Raw genomic sequence first — 15,528 nt, 5'->3', positions numbered from 1 at the left:
AAGCCTTCTTAGTTTCCTTCAGTGATATACCTAAAGAGTATGACCTGGTAAGAATGTTTGGTGATAGACGCGCTTCGAGCGCGTTTTTTATTGCCTTGAATAAACTGTATTACCGAACGAAAGGTTGGTTTGAAAGAGTTGTAGGTTGGTCTGAGCGGAGCGATGCCCAACAAATTGAATGAAATAACCAATGCTCGCTGAAATTTAATAATTGATTGATTTTAATGGATTTCTCATACCTGTCTTTATGAAATATTGTGCTATTTATATTCAATCATGAAAAAATATACAATAATTTCATTGCAAGTTTGACGCTCCTTCACTATATTTGCATCCATCAGGTTCGGGTCATGGTGTATTCCTGCCGGAGCGAAACAATAAAAATAACTCTGAACGATCGGTATGCAGGCCGGCGTTTTTCAGGAGGATGCAATGTACGATCCTTTAGTTGCTACAGATCCGGGAACCGGCATGCCTTACCCAGGTTCTTACTGGGCTGATACCGCAGGCCCTGCGCCACAAGATGATGGCCCTGTTACGGCGGATAAAGAGGTCGAGGTCGCCATTATCGGCGGCGGGTATACCGGATTATCGGCGGCATATCATCTGGTACATGAGCAAGGCATTGAAGCGACGGTGCTGGAAGCGAATGCCACTGGTTGGGGGTGCAGCGGTCGTAACGGCGGCTTTGCCCTGAAAGCGGGAGGACGACTGTCTTACCAGAAGATGATTCGACGCTATGGTGAAACAACTGCCAGGGGCATGTTCAATGAGATCTATGACGGCCTGGCCCGGGTGCGCGGATTGATACAGGATCATAATATTGATTGTGATCAGCAGGCTGATGGTCATCTCTGGGTTGCGCACCGGCCACGAATGATGAAAGTGATCGAATCCGAAGCCCGCTTCCTCAAAGATACCTTCAATTATGACGTTGATATCCTCAGTGGGGATGAGCTGAAACAGCAACATTTCGACAGTGACGAAGCCCATGGCGCGATGCGTTTCCGGCATGGCTTTGGGGTGCATCCGTTAAAGCTGGCTTATGGTTATCATCGCCTGGCCCGGGCCGCTGGCGCCACTATCCACACTTCCAGCCCGGTGCTGCAGTGGTATCGCGAAGGCGATAGGCACCTGTTGGTCACGCCGGGAGGGGTGGTAAAAGCGAAAAAGGTGATCTGTGCCACCAACGGCTACACCTCACAAACCTTGCATCCGCAGCTGAAAAATCGCAGTTTTCCGGTGCTATCTAACGTGATTGTTACCCGTCCACTGACCGACACAGAACTGGCGGCTACTCAGTTCGTCAGCTCGGATGTGATTACCGATACCCGGACCCTGCGTTTTTATTACCGCAAACTGCCGGATAACCGAATTCTGATCGGTGGCCGCAGTGCGATTACCGGTGCGGACGCCTGCAACCCGAAACATAACGATAATCTGTTAAGGGCTCTAACGAGCAAATTCAGTGCCTTAGGCGATCTGAGTTTTGATTATCAGTGGGGCGGTTGGGTGTGCGTCACCTTTGATGATATCCCGCATATCCATCAGACCGAAGACGATAGCTCTGTGTTCTATGCCATGGGGTATGGCGGTAGTGGTGTGTCGTTTGCGGTGCAGGCAGGCATGCGGCTGGCCGAGAAAGTGGCCGGTATTAGTAAAGGTCATGATCTACCGGTGTTATCTAAACCAATGCCAAAGTTCCCTTTTGCGCCTTTCCGACGTATGGGGCAGCGTGCGTTGTACCACTACTATTTTGCCCGCGATGAGAAGCGCTAATTCCTGGAGGAAATCACAATGACGACAACATATATCGATCAGGTTGTTAGCTTTGACGAACAACCGGTGCCAATGGTTGGCTTTTTCACGCCGCCGGAGCGGCTTTTAAAAGGAGATCCGAAACAGGCGATCGCCACTTATGTGGAGGGCGAAGAGGGTCGTCTGATTGCAGGCTTATGGCAGAGTGAACCGGGCAAGTGGAAAGCGGTGCCGGGACGCCGTGAGTTCTGCTACATCATCAGTGGTGATGTCATTATCAGCGACGCCAAAGGCGGCCAGAGACGTTATCGGAGTGGCGACTCCTTTATGTTGCCTTACGGTTTTGATGGCTACTGGGAGGTCGTGGAAACCTGCCAGAAATACTATGTAATCCTGCAGGATTAGAGAGTACAAGCCTGAGCCTTGCTGGCCGAACGCGATGCAAGCGTCCGGCTGAAAAGTAGAAAACAAAGCTTATAGCTTTATAAGCTTGATAAATATAATCATCTGTGTGAAATTTAATATAATATTTTCATTTTATGGAAGGTTTTTCCATAAATTATCAGTGCTGCTGTTTCTTCTGGAGTTGTGAAGGCGGGGCCGTGATATTAGTGAAGGAAGCAACCCATGAATCGTACCTATCGACTGATTCTTGATTGTCCCGACCAGGTTGGCATCGTGACCCGCGCGGGCGAGGTAATCACCCGAAATGGCGGTTGGATCAACGAAGCCGCGCATCACTCGGATGAAGACAGTAACTGGTTCTTCTCCCGCTTTGAGATCCAGGCCGACTCTTTGCCGTTTGGTATTGAGGAGCTGCGGGCGCAGTTTGCGCCCCTGCAGCAGGAACTGAATCTTAACCTGCGCATTATCGATACATCAGCGCCGAAGAAAGTGGTGCTGATGGCCAGTAAGGGCAGTCATTGTCTGTCTGATCTGCTGGATCGTTGGCAAAGTGGTGACCTGAAATGCGATATCCCCTGCGTCATCTCCAACCATGAGGATATGCGGGGGCTGGTGGAGTGGTACGGCATCCCATTTCACTGTGTCACGATCGATAAAGAAGACAAGGCGCGGGGCTTTGCCCAGGTGGAGCAACTGGTGGAAGAGTATCAGGCTGAGTGCGTAGTGCTTGCCCGCTACATGCAGATTCTGCCGCAGGCTCTGTGCGAGAAGCTACGTCATAAAGTGATCAATATACATCATAGTTTCCTGCCATCCTTTATCGGTGCTAAACCTTATCACCAGGCTTCCCGTCGCGGGGTGAAACTGATCGGCGCGACCTGCCACTATGTTACCGAACAGTTGGATGAGGGGCCGATCATCGATCAGGATGTGGTCCGGGTCAGCCACAGCGATAAGGTCGATGACCTGGTTCGCCTGGGTAAAGATGTTGAGAAGACGGTACTGGCGCGCGGACTGCGTGCACACCTTGAAGACCGTATTCTGGTGCATGGAAATAAGACCGTTATTTTCAACTAAGAGCGTAACCGGTGTTTTTATCTGAAGATGCACGGCGAATCGGCTGTAAAAAAACAAGTAACTGAATGCTGCGCCTGGGCCGCAGGATACGGAGAATAATAATGACCAAGCAACTACCCACTTCTGCACAGGTTGTCATCGTCGGCGGCGGCGTAATCGGCTGCAGCGTAGCTTATCACCTGACCAAACTTGGTTTCACCGATGTCGTATTGCTGGAGCGGCGACAGCTGACCTGCGGTACCACCTGGCACGCTGCCGGTCTGGTGCCGACACTGCGCGCCAGCTATAACATGTCGATGCTGGCCAACTACAGCGCCAGCCTGTACGAGCAACTGGAAGCGGAGACAGGTCAGGCGACGGGGTTTGTACGTAATGGCTCACTGACGATTGCCACCAATAAGGAGCGCCTGTCTGAGCTTAAACGTGGCGCTTCTATGGCCAAAGTGGCGGGTTTTCCCTGCAACGTAATCGCTCCGGATCAGGCAAAGGAACTCTGGCCGTTGTTAAATATTGACGACGTGCTGGGTGCTATTCATCTGCCGATGGATGGCATGGCCAGCCCGGTTGATGTGACCCAGGCCCTTGCCAAAGGTGCGCGTTTGGGTGGTGCCCAGATATTTGAAAATACCAAAGTATTGGATATGAAAATCCGCGATGGTAAAGCCGCCGGGGTTATTACTGAACGGGGTGATATCGATGCTGAGTACGTGGTCAACTGTGCGGGTATGTGGGCCCGCGAGTTTGGTCGTAAAGCCGGTGTGAATGTGCCGCTGCATGCGGCAGAGCATTTTTATGTAGTCACTGAAAACATGCCCGACCTGCAGGCCGGACTGCCGACTTTGCGGGATATGGATGGCTACTGCTACTACAAAGAGGATGCAGGTAAGTTGTTGGTTGGCATGTTCGAGCCGGGTGCCAAACCCTGGGGTATGGATGGCATCCCTGAAGATTTCTTCTTCGATCAGCTACCGGATGATTTTGATCATCTGGAACCGTATCTGGAAGCGGCCATGCACCGGGTGCCGATCCTGGAACGCACCGGCCTGCAGCTGTTCTTTAATGGTCCGGAAGCATTTACCCCGGATGATCGATATCATCTGGGCGAAGCACCTGAACTGCGCAACTACTTTGTTGCGGCCGGCTTTAACTCAGTCGGTATTCAGTCGGCCGGTGGTGCCGGTAAGATGCTGGCGGAATGGATCAAAAAAGGCCATGCACCGCAGGATCTGTGGGATGTCGATATTCGACGCAATATGCCATTTCAGGGTACGCAGCGTTACCTGGAAGAACGCACCACCGAGTCATTGGGTCTGTTGTATGAAACCCACTATCCATTTAAACAGTTCAGGACCGCCCGCGGCGTGCGTCGTTCAGTGCTGCATGAACAGCTTAAGGCGCAAGGTGCAGTATTTGGCGTTGAGAGTGGCTGGGAGCGGGCTAACTGGTTCGCCGAAGCGGGCCAGCATGCTGAGTATGAATATTCCTATGGCCGTCAGAACTGGTTTGATAATAATAAAGCCGAGCATGAAGCGGTGCGCAATGCCGTCGGCGTGATCGATCAGAGTTCATTCTCCAAGTACCAGGTGGCCGGTGCCGATGCCGAAGTCTTCCTTAACCGGATCTGTTCAAACAACGTATCGGTACCGGTAGGTAAGATGGTCTATACCCAGTGGCTCAATGAGCGGGGGGGCATCGAAGCGGATGTCACTGTGACCCGGTTAGCCGATGAATGCTATCTGGTGGTTTCCGGCGTTGCTTGTCAGACCCGGGATATGGATTGGTTGCGTCGTAATAAACCGGATGACGCGCGGCTGGTCTTTACTGATATGACATCGGCTTATGCCGTGGTCACCGTTATGGGGCCTAAGTCTCGTGACACTCTGAGCAAGCTGACCCGCGACGGTCTGTCCAATGAAGGATTCCCGTTTGCGACATCCCGTGAGATTGAACTGAACTATGCGGTAGTACGGGCGTCGCGGATTACCTATGTTGGCGAGTTGGGGTGGGAGCTGTATATTCCGACCGAGTATGCCCCTAGTGTGTATGAAGCGGTGTTAGAGGCCGGAGCCGAATTTGGTATTCGCCCTTATGGCTATCATACGATGAACTCGCTGCGGATGGAGAAGTGCTACCGTCACTGGGGCCATGATATTACCGATGTCGACACCGCGCTCGAGGCAGGTCTCGGCTTTGCCTCAGACTTCAATAAAGAGGGCGGCTTCATCGGAAAAGAAGCTCTGTTGGCGCAGAAGGCGGAAGGTGCATTAAAGAAACGCTTCGTCGCGTTCCGCTTCGAGAATCCGGAGCCGCTGTGCTATCACGAAGAACCTATCTATGCTGATGGCAGGATTGTTGGTCGTACTACCGCAGGTATGTTTGGTCATACCGTTGGCGCGACAGTGGCTATGGGCTATATCGAACATGCTGCCGGTGTCACTAAGGAGTGGCTGGAGAGTACAGAGTTTGAGATTGAAGTTGAATGTCAGCGTTATAAAGTGACGCCTTCACTGCGTTCTTTATATGATCCTGCGATGGAAAAGATTAAATGCTGATGAACGCCTGAACAGGCCCGGCATTTGCAAAGTTCGAAGAGCCGTACAGTCCGGAATGCCTTATCTTGTGCCTGGCTAGTTGCCACAGGTGAAGGTATGCCCTGAAAGTCGGGCTGTATGAGTGCTTCTCTGTAATTCTTAAAGAAAAATAATGTCGGGTTCAGAGAAGCCAATGCCACATACATAGGTACAATATCCAGAGTTACAATAGACAGAGCTACAATAGATACACTGAACCGTTCCCTGACTATACAAAGGGAGCAGGAACAGGTAGTTTTTATCTCCTTTTTGGAAACCCCGCACTAATATGAGGTTCGATCGATGTCTGCACTGATTCTGGATGGTAAAGCCCTGGCAAAAAGCCGGGAGCAGCAACTGCACGCGGCAGTCGAAAAGCTGCTTGCTGCTGGTGGGCGCAAGCCAGTACTGGCAACCATTCTGGTGGGCGATGATCCATCTTCAGCCACCTATGTGCAGATGAAGCAAAATGCCTGCGCCAGAGTCGGTATGGGATCAGCCAAAATTGAGATGCCAGCGTCGACTACGACCGCAGAGTTATTGGCCAAAATTGATCAGTTGAATAACGATCCCGAAGTCTGCGGTATCCTGCTGCAACATCCGGTACCGGAGCAGATCAATGAGCGTGCTTGCTTCGATACGATAGCCATCGCCAAAGATGTCGATGGTGTCACTACCCAGGGCTATGGTCTGCTGGCGATGGGCGAGCCGGCATTTGGCTCAGCGACACCGGCGGGCATTATGACGCTGTTGAAACACTACCAGATTGAGTTATCCGGTAAGCATGCCATTGTCCTTGGTCGCAGCCCGATTCTGGGTAAGCCGATGGCGGCAATGCTGCTGAATGCCAATGCTACAGTGACGATCTGTCATTCCCGTACCGAAAATCTGGCAGAGCTGGTGGCCCAGGCGGATATTGTTGTCGGCGCGGTGGGTAAGCCAGAGCTGATCAAAGCGAACTGGATCAAAGATGGCGCCATAGTGATCGATGCCGGTTACCACGAAGGCGGTATCGGCGATATTGAGAAAACCGGTCTGGAAGCACGGGTATCCGCCCTGACACCGGTACCTGGCGGTGTCGGTCCTATGACCATTAATGCGCTGATCAGTCAGACGCTCGAAGCCGCGAAACGCGGCTTCTAAGACCGCAAAGCAGAGCTTTGCTTGCCAGAACGCGGCTTCGCCGCTCGCTAGAACGGAAGGCAAGCCTTCCTGCTAGTGGCTAGAAAAAACTGAAAAGCCATCTTTTCAGAGTTAACTATATCCTTTAAGTTATTACTCCGTAAGGAGGATTTGGCACGGATCTATTCCCCTTCTGTGTAGCCGAGCACATCGTGCCCTTTGGGTATTACAGGTTACAAATGGAAAAGTGCGAGGGCTGTTTGAGTGTGCGAAGCGCATGAGTTTCCGTGCACCCGTTTGTAAGCGAAACGCGCAGGGGAGTTGGCTTGGCCAACCAAGCAGTAGGGGCGGCTTTAGATTGTTAAGACCTTTGGCCGTTTAAAGGTCTTGGCTCGCCATAAAGGCGAAACCGAACTACCAGCACCAGCTATGCCAAGAATAGGCAACAAAAAATGAGCAATACCCGTTTCATAGGTGGTATCTCTGAGTTGCAAGAACCATCGAACAAGTTAGACTCGCTGGAACGGAAGGCAAGTCTTCCTGCTAGTGGCTAGAAAAAACAAAACTCAAAAACAAAAACCGCCAGCTGGCGGTTTTTTAATACCGTAACGGGGGAATGTTTATGCTCGTTGCTTAGGCAGACTAAGGCTCGATTACCGCCCCCCCCCCACCTTTTAGAACGGTAAGGTTTTTTATACTTAGATACTCAATTGATGGCGAAATAATGTGATGTATCCAATTGCTGACAATGTAACCAATTGAAAAGGAAGTGTTATTTATTTTTTTGCGTTATTTTGTTGTTAAATAGAGACAGTTTTTCATAAGGTATACACTTAATGCACCGCGAAGTATGGATAACTTATTGATTAGTAATAAAATTGATAGCTGCGGCTATTAAACGGGTGAATCAGTCCTGATTAATGTAAAGCATACTTAACAGTCAGATTTAATTTCTGTTACTAAATAGCGACTGTTTTTTTGAATCTATAAATTCTAAATATGACCGGATGTGGTTAAGTTGTTGATTATTAAGTGTATCTATAATGTGGCACGTTATTGGCAGTATAGTATGCATGGTCGACCAGAATGTTAGATTCTGCTGTTCCCCCCCCCATTAGGACTAAAGAGTCTCTTCTGGTTGGCCAATATACCTCTCCCTAATAGCTCTATCTCTTTCGCTTTCTTAATTTAGTAACTGCTTTCAATCAATGCAATACAACCAGATCATAAATGATAAGGGAGTAACTTCAGGTTACGCACTACTTATTGTCAGGTACCTGGTTTAAGTTGGCAGTTTGCCCCTTAAGAAGGCTTTCCGAGTCACGAGAAACGTCTTTTCCTAATCTGGGAGTGGTGTTGTGCTGCGCTAACCCCATAATACTTACGATGTGGGGGAGTTGGACATTGCCGGATGAATAGACAAGCTGCGGTTAATAAATTCTTTCCCTTGATTACAGGAGAGCGGGCTTACCTGAATTTAACAGCTGCAAAAAGCTGAATTTAAAGACATAAGGATTAAGTGAGTCATGCAGACTAATAGGTTTAGAAGGTCCTTTCGAGCACAGCCTATTGGACTTCGTTTCTCTCAGACCATCTCATCAACCTACATTTCTTATAAAGTGAAGAGGTGAAACCTGGCGCAGCAATTATTAAGAAGGCTTTTCGCTTTTGATTTTTCTAGCCACTAGCAAGTCGCGTAGCGACGTTCTAGCGAGCCGAACTTGTTCGGCGGTCTAGCCACTTTTACCGCAAGAACCGGGTTGTTCCGTTCCGCCAGCCTAAGGTACGCTGATGCTAAACAAGCTCGGAGTAACCCCGATGGATCAAACTGATATTCAGCAAGCGCTGGCGGCACTGGCCGAAGTCGACAGTGATGTCGCCCGGGCGCTGCCTGAAGTGGGTCATCCAGCACCCCGGATCAGGGCCGCGGGGTTTGCGACTTTTCTTTCAATTATTGTCAGTCAGCAGCTTTCAACTGAATCTGCGCGGGCGATTATGGGCCGGGTAGAAACCTTGTTGGGAGAGTCATCTGCTGAAACGGTGCTGGCGACAGATGCACAGGACCTGCGTGCTGCGGGGCTGTCTTTTCGTAAGATAGAGTATGCCAAAGGGCTGGCCGAGGCGGTTGCCAGTGGCCAGTTGGACATTGCCGGGTTAGCAGGGTTAAGCGATGACGAGGCGATCAATTCGATAGTGGCACTAAGAGGCTTTGGCCGCTGGAGTGCGGAGATCTACCTGATGTTTTCGTTAGGCCGGCAGGATATCTTTCCGGCGGATGATCTGGCGCTGCTGGTGGCATTGGGCCGGCTGAAGAGGCTGGACAGCAAACCTACACCAAAGCAGGCCAGGGAGCTGATCGCTCACTGGTCGCCCTGGCGAAGCGCAGGTTCTCTCTTCCTGTGGCACTATTACCGTGGCGCACCGGCCTGAGATAACATAATCGGCTGTTGTACTGGAAAAATGCGGTCATAAATCCAGGTATAGATCAGGGTGTAGAACAGCACTGCGGTTAGCAGAGTAAGATCCATTAACAAGGCCTCAATGAAGCCTGTCTTCAGCCACCAGATGATGATCGGTAATGAGGTCGATGTCAGCACCAGCTCCAGCCCCACAGCATGAATGATCCTGCCTTTCAGCGAGCGTTGGGTTGGTACCCGACCATAGCTAACATCGATACGGTCATAGCAATAGTTATAGATAAAGTTGAGACACATCGCCTTAATGCTTAGCACCAGTGCCAGTAGCCCCATGTCGAACAGTTCCTGTTCCATAACTATCGAGATCAATGGAGCCAGTATTGCGATCAGAATTAATTCAAACAGTACAGTATAACGAAGCCGATCAAGTGGGCTGCGGGTTACTATCTGATCAGACATGACGGCTATTCCTCTGTTTATTTGATAATTTGAAGTGGTGGCCATTCTAGTTGTTATTCAGATATATTAAAGTTAGTTACTATCTGAAATTCAGATAGGTTGTAGGTTTTAAAATAGAGGTGTTCTATGGCCAGCCTGGATCAACTTTCAGCTTTTGTTATCGCCGCTGAGCAAGGCTCATTCTCTGCAGCGGCCCGCAACCTGGGCAAGGCGCAATCGGCAGTGAGTACTGCGATCAATAATCTGGAACTGGATACCGGAGTTGAGCTATTTGATCGCAGTAGCCGCAATCCGGTACTTACTGTTCAGGGCGAGGCGCTGCTGGCGTATGCCAAAACGGTACTGCAGAGTCAGCATGAGTTTATGGTGCATGCCCTGTCGCTCAGCCATAGTGAAGAAAGCAAGCTTTGCCTGGCGATTGAGCAGAGTATTTCCGGGCGCTCAGTGCTTTCGCTGTTGCATGAATTTGAGAAGCGTTATCCCCATATCGAGCTGGAACTACTGGATCCGGGCAGCAGTGATGTGGCAGAGCTGATTCGCACTAACCGGGCCGATATCGGCCTGATGCTGGAACGGGAAATCTATCCCCAGGGTTTCAGCTTCAGTGGTGTAGGCTATTCCAGCCTGATCCCGGTGTGCCACCATCAACATCCGCTGGTAAGTGAGCAACCACTGACACATGCCCGGTTACGAAATCACAGACAGCTGGTAACCCGCAGTATTGATCTGGAAGATCGCAGCCATGAACGGCATATGTTCAGCCCTAAAGTGTGGCTGTCGGAGAGCCCTTATATCATTCTGGAACTGCTGTGCAATGGCATGGGGTGGGCATTTCTACATGAGGCTGTGGTGCGGGAGAAACTGGATTCAGGCGAACTGGTTGCACTAAAGTTATCTTATCAACAAACTGATATCCTGCAGGGCGTCGATGTGGTCTGGACCGAAAACCGTCAGCTGGGTCCGGCGGGCAGCTGGCTGCAGGAGCAGTTAATGGCGCTGGAGATTGGCGTCAAATAATCCAGTTGAAGCGAGTCTCTTCGTTATCCGGGAAAGTGGACTGATTTCAGGAAGTATTATGCTAGATAAATATATTCACGGCGCCGCAGACGCTTTAGTAAAGCGCCGTCTGAACAATAAATTAACTGCTCGACTTGAACCCTGCCTTCGACCCGATAATGCGGATCAGGCGCTGGCGATCCAGCAGGCACTGATTTCTCAGATGAAGGATTCAACAGGTCATGAGGTAGGTGGCTGGAAGTGCGCACTGCCTTTTAGTGAAAATGATCTGGACGAAATGCCGGTTGCTGCACCGATATTTGCGAATACTATTTATGATCGCTCACCCTGTCCCGTCCGGCTGGATGAAGGCGTGTGTAAAATTGAGCCGGAAATTGCGTTTCGGTTTCACAAAGATCTGCCCAGCCGCAGCGAACCCTATATCGAGCAGGAAGTCATCGCTGCTCTGTCTGGCGCGCATCTGGCGCTGGAACTGATCCAGAACCGTTATCTGGCTTCTGAAGAGGCAAGCTATCTCGAACATCTGGGTGATTGTCTGTTTAATCAGGGATTGTTTATCGGCCCGGAAATAACCCTGGATCAGGCTTTTTCTGCGTCAGAGATTGAGTTCACTTTGACTGCCCCATCTGATCTTTCAACTTCTACAACCCTCGCCGGCAAACACCCGAATAAATATCCGCAACTGCCGCTGTTCTGGTTGGTGAATTTTCTAAGTGCACAGGGGATCGATATCAAGGCCGGGCAGCTGGTTATTACCAGCTCGTATGCGGGCGTGATAGAGGTGCCGCCAGATCAGGAATTCTCGTTACAATATGGGGAACTGGGGAGTATCTTATTGCGGTTTGAGGTAAGCTAGCGATCCTTATATTTGTTACTTAAAAAGGAGTTTTAGTATGGGAATTTTATCATGGATCGTTTTAGGTTTAGTCGCCGGTATGCTGGCGAAATGGTTGATGCCGGGTAAAGATGGCGGTGGCTTTATTATCACTACTTTACTGGGTGTTGCCGGTGCTTTTGTTGGCGGCTTTCTGGGCAGTCTGGTTGGCTTCGGTGGCGCCGATGGTTTTAACCTCGGCAGCATCGCGACGGCAACCGTTGGCGCTTTTATCCTGTTGTTCGTATATAACAAAATGAAGTAAAGTCGTTTGATACCATAGACTAAAGGGGCTGGCCCCTTTAGTTACATCTTCTAGCTATATCTTTTTGTTACATCTTTTACTAATAGTCAGACTGGCCGACGTGATGTTTTACCCGCGGCTGTTTCGCAAGGATCCCTGAATGCGCTCACTGATTCCCTTTGTCCATCAGATAGATTCTCAGGAAGCCGATGAATGGTTAGGGGCTTTGCGTGGACAACTGCCCGACTGCGATATACGCCTTCTGAACCAACTGACAGAACAGGAAAAGGCGCGGGCGGAACTCGCTATTGTTGCCAATCCTCTACCGGCAGATGTTGCACAGCTGCCGAACCTGAAATGGGTCCATTCTGTCTGGGCCGGGGTCGAAGGTATGATGGCTGAACTGGCGCATATGCCGTTTGATATTGTGCGCCTGGTCGACTCTAACCTCGCACAGACGATGTCGGAGGCGGTGCTGGCCTGGGTCATGTATCTGCACCGGGATATGCCCCGATACCGAACTCAGCAGGCTTTGGCACAATGGCAGCAACTGCCCTATGTTGAGCCGGGTGATCGTCATGTGGTGATTCTTGGCCTGGGTGAACTGGGGCAGAAGAGTGCATCGCGTTTGGCTGAAAACGGCTTCAGAATTTCGGGCTGGAGTCGCTCTTTGAAGACCATCTCTGGAATCCGCTGCTATGCCGGTGAACAGGGGTTGGCTGAAGCCATAGGGCAGGCTGATATTATAGTTAACCTGTTGCCCCTTACCGCAGAAACCAAAGGCATAATGAATACCGCCTTTTTTGCTGGGGTTAAACAAGGCGCTTCGCTGATCAACTTTGGCCGTGGCGCGACTATCAATGAGTCTGATCTGCTTCAGGCTTTAGCCGAAGACCTGGTTGGCCATGCAGTATTAGACGTGTTTGAACAGGAGCCTCTGGCTGCCGATTCTGAGTTATGGTCTAACCCTAATATTACGTTATTACCCCACATTTCGGCGCCGACCAGTGTTAGTACCGCGAGTCTGATAGTCGCCGGCAATGTTAAAAACTACCTTGCCGATGGCACGATGCCGCAAGTGGTGGATAAACAACGGGGTTACTGAAGCCGACCTGCTCTGGCAGGCTACAGGTAATTCGGTATAGCACTAACAGAATACTCAGATTTTTGTGCATTAAATGTACAGCTGCACTCGACATTACCGCTGCAACTCTTTAAAGTTCGCCCTCCTTTTATACTTCTTATATTGGCGCTATCGGTTTCACCTTAATCTGTAAGCTCCCAGGAATACTTCTTTGATCTCCACCGCGAACATCACCATGCAGTTTGGCGCTGAGCCTTTGTTTGAAAATATTTCCGCTAAATTCGGCAACGGTAACCGTTACGGCCTGATTGGTGCAAACGGCTGCGGCAAGTCGACCTTCATGAAAATCCTCAGTGGTGAGCTGATTCCGACATCCGGTAATATCTCTATTACGCCGGGTCAGAAGCTTGGTACTTTGAGCCAGGATCAATTCGCGTTTGAAGAATATAGTGTGATCGATGCGGTAATCATGGGCGATGTCGAACTGTGGAAGGTGAAGCAGGAGCGTGAGCGTATCTACTCGCTACCGGAAATGTCAGAAGAAGACGGCATGAAAGTAGCGCACCTGGAAACAGAGTTTGCCGAGATGGATGGCTACAGCGCGGAAAGCCGCGCCGGTGATATCCTGCTGGAAGCGGGTATCGCTGAAGAGTATCACTTTGGTCTGATGAGCCAGGTTGCTCCCGGCTGGAAGCTGCGGGTACTGCTGGCGCAGGCGCTGTTTGCAAATCCAGATATTCTGTTGCTCGACGAGCCGACCAACAACCTGGATATTCACACTATCAACTGGTTGGAGCACGTACTTAACCAGCGTAAATGTACCATGATCATTATCTCTCACGACCGCCACTTTCTGAATGCGGTCTGTACCCACATGGCAGATATCGACTACGGTGAGTTGCGTATCTACCCGGGTAACTATGAGTACTTCATGGAAGCCTCCTCTCTGATCCGCGAACAGCTGCTGACAGAGAATGCGAAAAAGAGCGCTGAGATGGACGAGTTACAGTCATTTGTTAACCGTTTTTCCGCCAACGCATCGAAAGCTAAGCAGGCCAGCTCCCGTGCTAAGAAGCTGGATAAGATCGAACTGGATGAAGTTAAAACATCCAGCCGTCAGATCCCTTCCATTACGCTGAAGCAGGATAAGAAACTGCATCGTCAGGCACTGATTCTGGAAGATATGGGGCACGGTTTTGACGGTGAGAACCTGTTCTCTGACGGTAACCTGATTCTAGAAGCTGGCGCTAAGCTGGCGGTAATAGGTGAGAACGGTGCCGGTAAAACAACATTCCTGCGCTGCCTGATGGATGAGCTACAAGCTAACGAAGGCACTGTTAAGTGGTCTGAGAATGCTGTTATTGGCTATTGTCCACAGGACAGCACCGCTGATTTCGATTGCGACCTGACATTGTTTGAGTGGATGTCTCAATGGCGCACGCCAAAGCATGATGACCTGAAAGTGCGGGCTATGCTGGGTCGACTGCTGTTCACTGCCGATGACTTTAATAAGAAAGCTAAAGTCTGCTCAGGTGGTGAAAAGAACCGCCTGTTGTTTGGAAAGCTGATGATGATGGACATCAACGTGCTGATCATGGATGAGCCGACCAACCACATGGATATGGAAGCGATCGAAGCACTGAATAATGCCCTTGAAGCATTCGATGGCACGCTGATCTTCGTTAGCCATGACCGGGCGTTTGTATCATCATTGGCTACCTATATCATTGAAATCAAAGACCAGGAAGTGATTAACTTCCCGGGTACGTTCGATGAATATATGTCGAATCAGAAAGACATCGCTAAAGTCGCGTAAGCTTTAGTCGCTTAAGATATTTAAGCACAGTAATGTTGAACCCCCTGCCGTCAGCGCTGACGGTGGGGTGTTCATTTCATCACTTACTACATCGCAAAATTTCACACCTGCTTTTAGTGCGGTAAAAATAAGCACCAGCCTTATTCTGCATCCAGTCCATCAAGTAATTTTTCCAGTAATTCCTGTAATGTCTGCTGCTCTTTTTTACTGAGCGTGGTGAGCGCTTGTGCTTCATTCTCAACATGCAGCGGAAATATCAGGTTGATCAGTTCCAGTCCCTGTTCAGTCAGGGCAACCAGGGTGCCGCGACGGTCTTCCGGGTTAGGCTTACGCGCAATCCAGCCGGCCTTTTCCAGCCGATCCAGTCGGTTAGTCATGCCACCGGACGAAATCATCAGTGCTTCAAACAGCTGTGTCGGCACCAGTTCATAAGGCGCCCCTGAACGGCGCAGGGTAGCCAATACATCGAACTCTCCCTGCTGCAAACCGTGGCTTTTGAAGAACGGATTGAGATAGTCGCGGCTGATAAGTCGGGTGGCTGTGCCCAGCCGGGCTACCACTTCCATCGGTAACAGATCCAGCTCGGGCATTTCCCGCTGCCATTGAATCGAAGCTAATTCTACTTTATTCATTGTTTTATATTTATCTCTACGTTAAGATACTTTTCATAATATATCTTTGTATT

The 15,528-nt window shown here is 50.1% G+C and carries 13 protein-coding genes; 11 read left to right on the top strand and 2 right to left on the bottom strand.

Annotated features, from left to right (window positions below; genetic code table 11):
- Positions 1 to 432 precede the first annotated feature (432 nt).
- The 6 genes from ACQUQM_RS13145 (at position 433) to ACQUQM_RS13120 (ending at position 9,362) form a co-directional block, all read left to right on the top strand.
- Positions 433 to 1,779 (top strand): NAD(P)/FAD-dependent oxidoreductase, encoded by a 1,347-nt coding sequence (locus ACQUQM_RS13145; RefSeq protein ID WP_432470346.1) that lies wholly within the window; start codon positions 433 to 435, stop codon positions 1,777 to 1,779.
- An 18-nt stretch (positions 1,780 to 1,797) separates the two neighbouring features.
- Entirely contained in the window at positions 1,798 to 2,163 is a 366-nt protein-coding gene (locus ACQUQM_RS13140; RefSeq protein WP_432470345.1) for a cupin domain-containing protein, read from the top strand.
- A gap of 222 nt (positions 2,164 to 2,385) precedes the next feature.
- On the top strand, positions 2,386 to 3,240 hold the full coding sequence (gene purU / locus ACQUQM_RS13135; RefSeq protein WP_432470344.1) for a formyltetrahydrofolate deformylase: 855 nt from the start codon (positions 2,386 to 2,388) through the stop codon (positions 3,238 to 3,240).
- 101 nt (positions 3,241 to 3,341) lie between these two features.
- On the top strand, positions 3,342 to 5,792 hold the full coding sequence (locus tag ACQUQM_RS13130; protein ID WP_432470343.1) for a GcvT family protein: 2,451 nt from the start codon (positions 3,342 to 3,344) through the stop codon (positions 5,790 to 5,792).
- Positions 5,793 to 6,113: 321 nt separating this feature from the next.
- On the top strand, positions 6,114 to 6,953 hold the full coding sequence (gene folD / locus ACQUQM_RS13125) for a bifunctional methylenetetrahydrofolate dehydrogenase/methenyltetrahydrofolate cyclohydrolase FolD (protein WP_432470342.1): 840 nt from the start codon (positions 6,114 to 6,116) through the stop codon (positions 6,951 to 6,953).
- Positions 6,954 to 8,750: 1,797 nt separating this feature from the next.
- Positions 8,751 to 9,362, top strand: a complete 612-nt coding sequence (locus ACQUQM_RS13120) for a DNA-3-methyladenine glycosylase family protein (protein ID WP_432470341.1) — start codon at positions 8,751 to 8,753, stop codon at positions 9,360 to 9,362.
- Here ACQUQM_RS13120 and ACQUQM_RS13115 read toward each other — a convergent pair.
- The gene (locus ACQUQM_RS13115; RefSeq protein ID WP_432470340.1) at positions 9,341 to 9,808 is read right to left on the bottom strand and encodes a PACE efflux transporter; all 468 of its coding nucleotides are present in this window, start codon (positions 9,806 to 9,808) and stop codon (positions 9,341 to 9,343) included. The genes ACQUQM_RS13120 and ACQUQM_RS13115 overlap by 22 nt on opposite strands.
- A gap of 126 nt (positions 9,809 to 9,934) precedes the next feature.
- Here ACQUQM_RS13115 and ACQUQM_RS13110 point away from each other — a divergent pair, with 126 nt between their 5' ends.
- The 5 genes from ACQUQM_RS13110 to ACQUQM_RS13090 all read left to right on the top strand — a co-directional run bounded on the left by ACQUQM_RS13110 (position 9,935) and on the right by ACQUQM_RS13090 (position 14,843).
- Entirely contained in the window at positions 9,935 to 10,825 is an 891-nt protein-coding gene (locus ACQUQM_RS13110; protein WP_432470339.1) for a LysR family transcriptional regulator, read from the top strand.
- Between the two features lie 58 nt (positions 10,826 to 10,883).
- Complete coding sequence (locus ACQUQM_RS13105) at positions 10,884 to 11,681, top strand: hypothetical protein (protein WP_432470338.1); 798 nt, start codon at positions 10,884 to 10,886, stop codon at positions 11,679 to 11,681.
- A 37-nt stretch (positions 11,682 to 11,718) separates the two neighbouring features.
- Complete coding sequence (locus ACQUQM_RS13100; protein WP_432470337.1) at positions 11,719 to 11,964, top strand: GlsB/YeaQ/YmgE family stress response membrane protein; 246 nt, start codon at positions 11,719 to 11,721, stop codon at positions 11,962 to 11,964.
- 139 nt (positions 11,965 to 12,103) lie between these two features.
- Positions 12,104 to 13,048 carry a 2-hydroxyacid dehydrogenase gene (locus ACQUQM_RS13095; protein WP_432470336.1) on the top strand — a complete coding sequence of 315 codons (945 nt, stop codon included), beginning with the start codon at positions 12,104 to 12,106 and terminating at the stop codon, positions 13,046 to 13,048.
- Between the two features lie 190 nt (positions 13,049 to 13,238).
- Positions 13,239 to 14,843 carry an ABC-F family ATPase gene (locus ACQUQM_RS13090; RefSeq protein ID WP_432470335.1) on the top strand — a complete coding sequence of 535 codons (1,605 nt, stop codon included), beginning with the start codon at positions 13,239 to 13,241 and terminating at the stop codon, positions 14,841 to 14,843.
- Positions 14,844 to 14,983: 140 nt separating this feature from the next.
- Here ACQUQM_RS13090 and ACQUQM_RS13085 read toward each other — a convergent pair whose 3' ends face one another.
- Positions 14,984 to 15,475 carry a MarR family winged helix-turn-helix transcriptional regulator gene (locus ACQUQM_RS13085; RefSeq protein WP_432470334.1) on the bottom strand — a complete coding sequence of 164 codons (492 nt, stop codon included), beginning with the start codon at positions 15,473 to 15,475 and terminating at the stop codon, positions 14,984 to 14,986.
- Between the last annotated feature and the right edge of the window lie 53 nt (positions 15,476 to 15,528).

It is taken from the genome of Amphritea sp. HPY (assembly GCF_050870985.1).
In the GTDB taxonomy this organism is placed as follows: domain Bacteria; phylum Pseudomonadota; class Gammaproteobacteria; order Pseudomonadales; family Balneatricaceae; genus Amphritea.
The sequence above is the reverse complement of the archived record's forward strand: the minus strand, read 5'-3'. Positions and strand labels throughout refer to the sequence as shown.